The sequence below is a fragment of the Paratractidigestivibacter sp. genome (genome assembly GCF_052362415.1).
Lineage (GTDB): Bacteria > Actinomycetota > Coriobacteriia > Coriobacteriales > Atopobiaceae > Paratractidigestivibacter.
This window is the reverse complement of the sequence record NZ_DAWEMK010000058.1, coordinates 1-4,496: the sequence shown is the minus strand read 5'-3', so window position 1 is coordinate 4,496 and position 4,496 is coordinate 1. Positions and strand designations below refer to the sequence as shown.

The window sequence follows — 4,496 nt, the reverse complement described above, 5'->3', positions numbered from 1 at the left end:
CTTTTTTCTAAAAAAGTTCTTTGCAATCGCGAATTCTTTTGTTATATTAATCCCCGCACACATTCGGCTGGGTAGCTCAGTTGGTAGAGCAGGGGACTGAAAATCCCCGTGTCAGGGGTTCGATTCCCTTCCCCGCCACCAGTAAATTCGCAGGTCGGAGGCCAAAAGCTTCTGGCCTGTTTTTTGTTTGGGTAAATGCCGAGATAGACTCAACGTGGCACAGTTCACCGACCGAGCATCCCTCTCCCCCACCAAAAAACGCGGGCGCGAATCGGGCCGTGATAGCCCTGATCCGCACCCGTTCCTGCAGCGTATGTCAAACAATGCAGTTCTTAGTGACTGTCCCCGATAATGTGTGTCCCAGGAAGCTGCAGCCAATGACTGTCACCCAGTGATGGGTGGCAACGGATGATGGGTGTCACAGAAAGCTGCACGCAATGACTGTCACCGGGTGTTGGTGTTGGGGGACTTGGCGGCGGCTTTGCCGGCGGCGATCTTCGCCTCGATGTCCACCTTCGGGGCGGGGGCGGAGGACTTGACGACGGTCTTCGTGCCGCGGGTGGTCACGGTGGCGCCCGAGACTGCGGGAGCGGCGGGCTTGCGCTTCGCCTTGGGCTTCACGGTCACGCCGCCCTTGGGGGCGCGGGCACCGGACTTGGACGCGCCGGACTTGAAGGAACCGGTCTCGATGAAGCCGTTGATGCCGCCCGTGAAGCGGTCCCAGACCCCATGCCAGCGGCGGTTGATAGAGATGCCGCTGTTCGAGCGCATGCCCATGCACGGCGCGGCGATGAGGACGGGGAGCAGGTACTCTACCGCGCGCCAGATCACGAAGCCGGCGGCGAGGTGCTGGCCGAACATCCCCTTAAAGAGGTACGCGAAGCCGACCTCGGCGCCGCCGGTGCCGCCCGGCAGCGGGATCGCGTTGATCAGGAGCTCGAGCATGGAGCCGGACGCGAGGCAGATCATGAGGTCCGCCGGCTCGCCGAACGCGCGGAGCACGAAGTACGGCAGCGCGTACATGCAGCCGAGCTGGCAGAGGGTGACGATCATCGTGGCGCACATCTCGCCAACGTTCTTGGACGCGCCCTTGAAGGCGGCGGAGAACTCGGCGACCTGCGTGTTCACGACCTCGTAGTACTTCTTGTACTTGTCGTCCTTAATCCAGCCGTGACGATTGGCCAGGCGCAGGGCCCAGTTGCCGATAGCCGTGACCGGCCGGGGGAACAGGCACAGGAAGAGGACCGCGCCCACCTGGACGACCTTGAAGCCGAAGAGGAAGACGCCGATGAGGGTGACGTCGCCGAACTGCTCATAGAAGTAGCCGCCGCAGAACAGCAGCATGATGGCGGCAAAGACGCCCTCGCCCGCCTCGTAGAGGACGAAGCGCGTGAAGTTGAGGGCGCTCGCCTGGCCGACGGAGAGGCCGGCGCGCGTGAGCCGGTAGATCTGCGCCGGGGGCGCGGCCGCGCCGTTGGGCGTGAGGCGCATGAAGAAGACGCCCGAAGCCTCGACGCTCATGAGGTCGCGGATGCCCACCGGCGAGTCGGGGTCGGCGATGACGGAGAGCACGTAGGCGAGCACGCCGAACACGTAGTAGAAGAGGAAGCAGACGACGCCGGCGACGATCCAGCCGAGGTCGACGCCCGTAAGCGAGGTGATGAACTCGTCGAACTGTCCGGAGAACACCAGGTAGGCGATGTATACGATGACGACACCCGCGAGGAAAACCAGGCTCTTGCGCACCTGGCCCATCGATTCCTTGTCCGCCTCGGCGTCCTCGGCGGCCGCCTTTGATGTGGCGGCACCGCTTACCTTGAGGGCGACTTTTTTCTTTGGCTTCTTGAGCTCGTCTGCCACGGATGGCCTCTCTGATGCGGGTATGGGGCTGGGGCCGGGATGCGGCCCCGTGGCCGGCGCGGGCCGGCAGTCCGATTATTTTACCCCAGCGCGGCGCGGGGCCCTCGGCACGGGCGCGGCTTCAACGAAGGGAGCAGACACGCAAAGAAGGGCATGAGGGCTACCTTCCGGCAGGACGCGAGGGCCTAGAGATCGCCGGGGTGGTAGTCGTTGATATAGGCCTCGATGACCGCGGAGCCGGCGTCCGCCGAGGTGCGCGGGTAGCCGAACTCGATGCCGTTGACGTAGTTGCTCCCCACGTACTGCTTCGCGTAGTACTCGTTGCCGTTCTCCTTCCAGGAGGCGACGACCCAGGTCTTCCCCGTCGCCTTGTAGTCGACGTTGTGCGCGGAGGTGTAGGAGTCGAGAACCGACTGGAGGGTCTGGCCGGAGGCGTTGCTGCCGCCCCACGTGCGGACCTCGATGCCGGTGGACGACTCGCGGAAGGTCACGCCGTCGCCGTTGGCGGACGCGTCGATGAGCTCGTAGGTCGACGGCAGGGTCACGGAGTACCCGAAGCGGGGATTCGAGTAGGTTTGCTTGCCGGAACCGGTGGTCACGCACTTCTTTGCGGCCTCGATGGGGCTGACCTGGTCATCGGAGCCGGAATCCTTGTCCTTGGACTTTTCGTCCTTGGACTTCGAGTCGGAGTCCTGCTTCGCGCCGGAATCGGACTTCCCCGCCGTCGGCTTGCTGGTGACGGTCACCCCGGACCCGCCCTGAGAGCCGGAAGGCTGGGTCTGCTCCGAGGTCTGCGCCTGGTCGGGGGCCTTATCGGAGACCATGAAGAACGCGAAGGCGGCGATGCCCATGACGGCGATCGCGGCGACGACCACGGCGACGATGGTGCCGACGCTCGGACCGGACCGGCGCGGGGCGGGTTGGGCGGCGGGAGCGGGGACGGCACCCTGGGCGGACGGGTAACCTTGGACGGCCTCAGCATACGGCGCCGGGGCCGCTTGCGGTGCAGCCGACGGCCGGGCATACGCGACCGTCTGGTCGGCGGCGGAAGCCTCCGGTTGCTGCTCCGAGGGATCCGGCGCGGGGCCTGCGGGGATGTCTTGCCGGGCGCCGCAACACCGCGCCTTCCTCGAGCTCGTGTCCACAGTTGATGCAATACATAGGGCACCTCCAGGCTTCAGGTCGGGATGCGGGTCTTGCTGTAACGGCTCAACCCATTTGTACACCGACGAGACCAATGATGAGGCCTTAAACGGAAATCAGCCACCCTGGCCGGTGGCTGATCTCTGGGCCTTGCCCACTTTGAAACTACCCAACAGGAGGGCTTTGCTCCCGTTCGTTACCGCTTATACCCGTTCATCGGGCCTGCGCTCAACGGGTGCTTTGCCGGGGGCGAGGGGCACCGTCACGGGCCCCGAGCCCCCACGTTACGGCAACCCAAGAACGAGCAAGAAACCCCAGCGCAAAGCAGCCCTTACGGCTGGATGATGCCGCCGCCCAGGCACTCGAGGCCGTCGTAGATGACGGCGGACTGGCCGGGGGCCACGCGGCGCTGCGGAGCGGCGAAGCGCACGGTCGCGCAGGCGGCCTTCTTGTCCGCGGTAGCCGCGAAGTCGCTGCCGCCTGCCGGGCCGGGACCGCCATCGCCCGCGCCGCCGCAACCGGTGACCTCCAGCTCGCACGGCACGAGCTCGCCCGTGTGACGCGTGCGCACGACGTAATCCCCCGCCGCCGGGGCCTCACCGGAGATCCATCGGCAGTCGGCGAGCTTGAGCTCCGAAGTGAAGAGCGCCGGGCTCATGCGGTCCGCCGTCACGTAGACGGTGTTCGTCTGGGCGTCGGTCCGCACGACGTAGCGCGCGGGACCGCCGCCCAGGTCGAGGCCGCGACGCTGGCCGACGGTATAGAGGAACGCGCCGTCGTGGTGCCCGAGGACGCGGCCGGTCTCCAACTCGACGATGTCCCCCGCTCGGCGCTCGAGCGTGTCGAGCAGGAAGGTCCGGATACCCACAGGGCCCACGAAGCAGATCCCGTCGGAGTCGGGTTTGCGCTCGAGCCCGAGGCCGCGCTCGGCGACCATGCGCCTGACCTCGGCTTTGTTCTGAATGTCGCCTATGGGGAAGAGCGTGCGCGCGAGCACGTCCTCGCCCACGCGCCACAGGAAGTACGTCTGGTCCTTGTGCTCGTCGGCGGCGCGGAGGAGGTGGGTTCGCCCGTCCGCGGCCTTCTTCACGCGCCCGTAGTGGCCTGTGGCCACATAGCCGGCGCCCGCGGCGAACGCCTTCTGGGCGAAGGTGCCGAACTTGATGGTCTGGTTGCACATGACGTCGGGGTTCGGCGTGAGGCCGTGCGCATAAGCGTCGACGAGGTAGTCGACGACGGTCGCCTTGTATTCGGCCTCGCAGTCCCAGACCTCGAGGTCGATGCCCAGGCTCACCGCCACGCGCTCGGCGTCGGCGAGGTCGTCCGCCCAGGCGCACTTGAAGCCGGGCAGGTCGCGCGACCAGTTGCGCATATAGACGGCGGTCACGTCGTGGCCCGCCTCGCACAGCAGCGCGCAAGCGAGCGCGGAGTCGACGCCGCCGGAAAGACCAGCATAGACGCGCGCCATCAGGCATCGCCCCTCTCTGTGTCGG

At 66.2% G+C, this 4,496-nt stretch carries 3 protein-coding genes and 1 tRNA gene; 1 reads left to right on the top strand and 3 read right to left on the bottom strand.

Annotated elements, in window-relative coordinates; all coding sequences use genetic code 11:
* Positions 1-65 precede the first annotated feature (65 nt).
* Positions 66-141: transfer RNA gene (locus ACT84W_RS06820), tRNA-Phe, on the top strand.
* Between the two features lie 303 nt (positions 142-444).
* Here the strand turns inward: ACT84W_RS06820 and ACT84W_RS06815 are convergent.
* The 3 genes from ACT84W_RS06815 to mnmA form a co-directional block, all read right to left on the bottom strand.
* On the bottom strand, positions 445-1,860 hold the full coding sequence (locus ACT84W_RS06815) for a lysylphosphatidylglycerol synthase transmembrane domain-containing protein (protein WP_444328662.1): 1,416 nt from the start codon (positions 1,858-1,860) through the stop codon (positions 445-447).
* 185 nt (positions 1,861-2,045) lie between these two features.
* Complete coding sequence (locus ACT84W_RS06810; protein WP_444328661.1) at positions 2,046-3,005, bottom strand: hypothetical protein; 960 nt, start codon at positions 3,003-3,005, stop codon at positions 2,046-2,048.
* A gap of 329 nt (positions 3,006-3,334) precedes the next feature.
* Positions 3,335-4,471 (bottom strand): tRNA 2-thiouridine(34) synthase MnmA, encoded by a 1,137-nt coding sequence (gene mnmA, locus ACT84W_RS06805; RefSeq protein ID WP_444328660.1) that lies wholly within the window; start codon positions 4,469-4,471, stop codon positions 3,335-3,337.
* Positions 4,472-4,496: the final 25 nt, after the last annotated feature.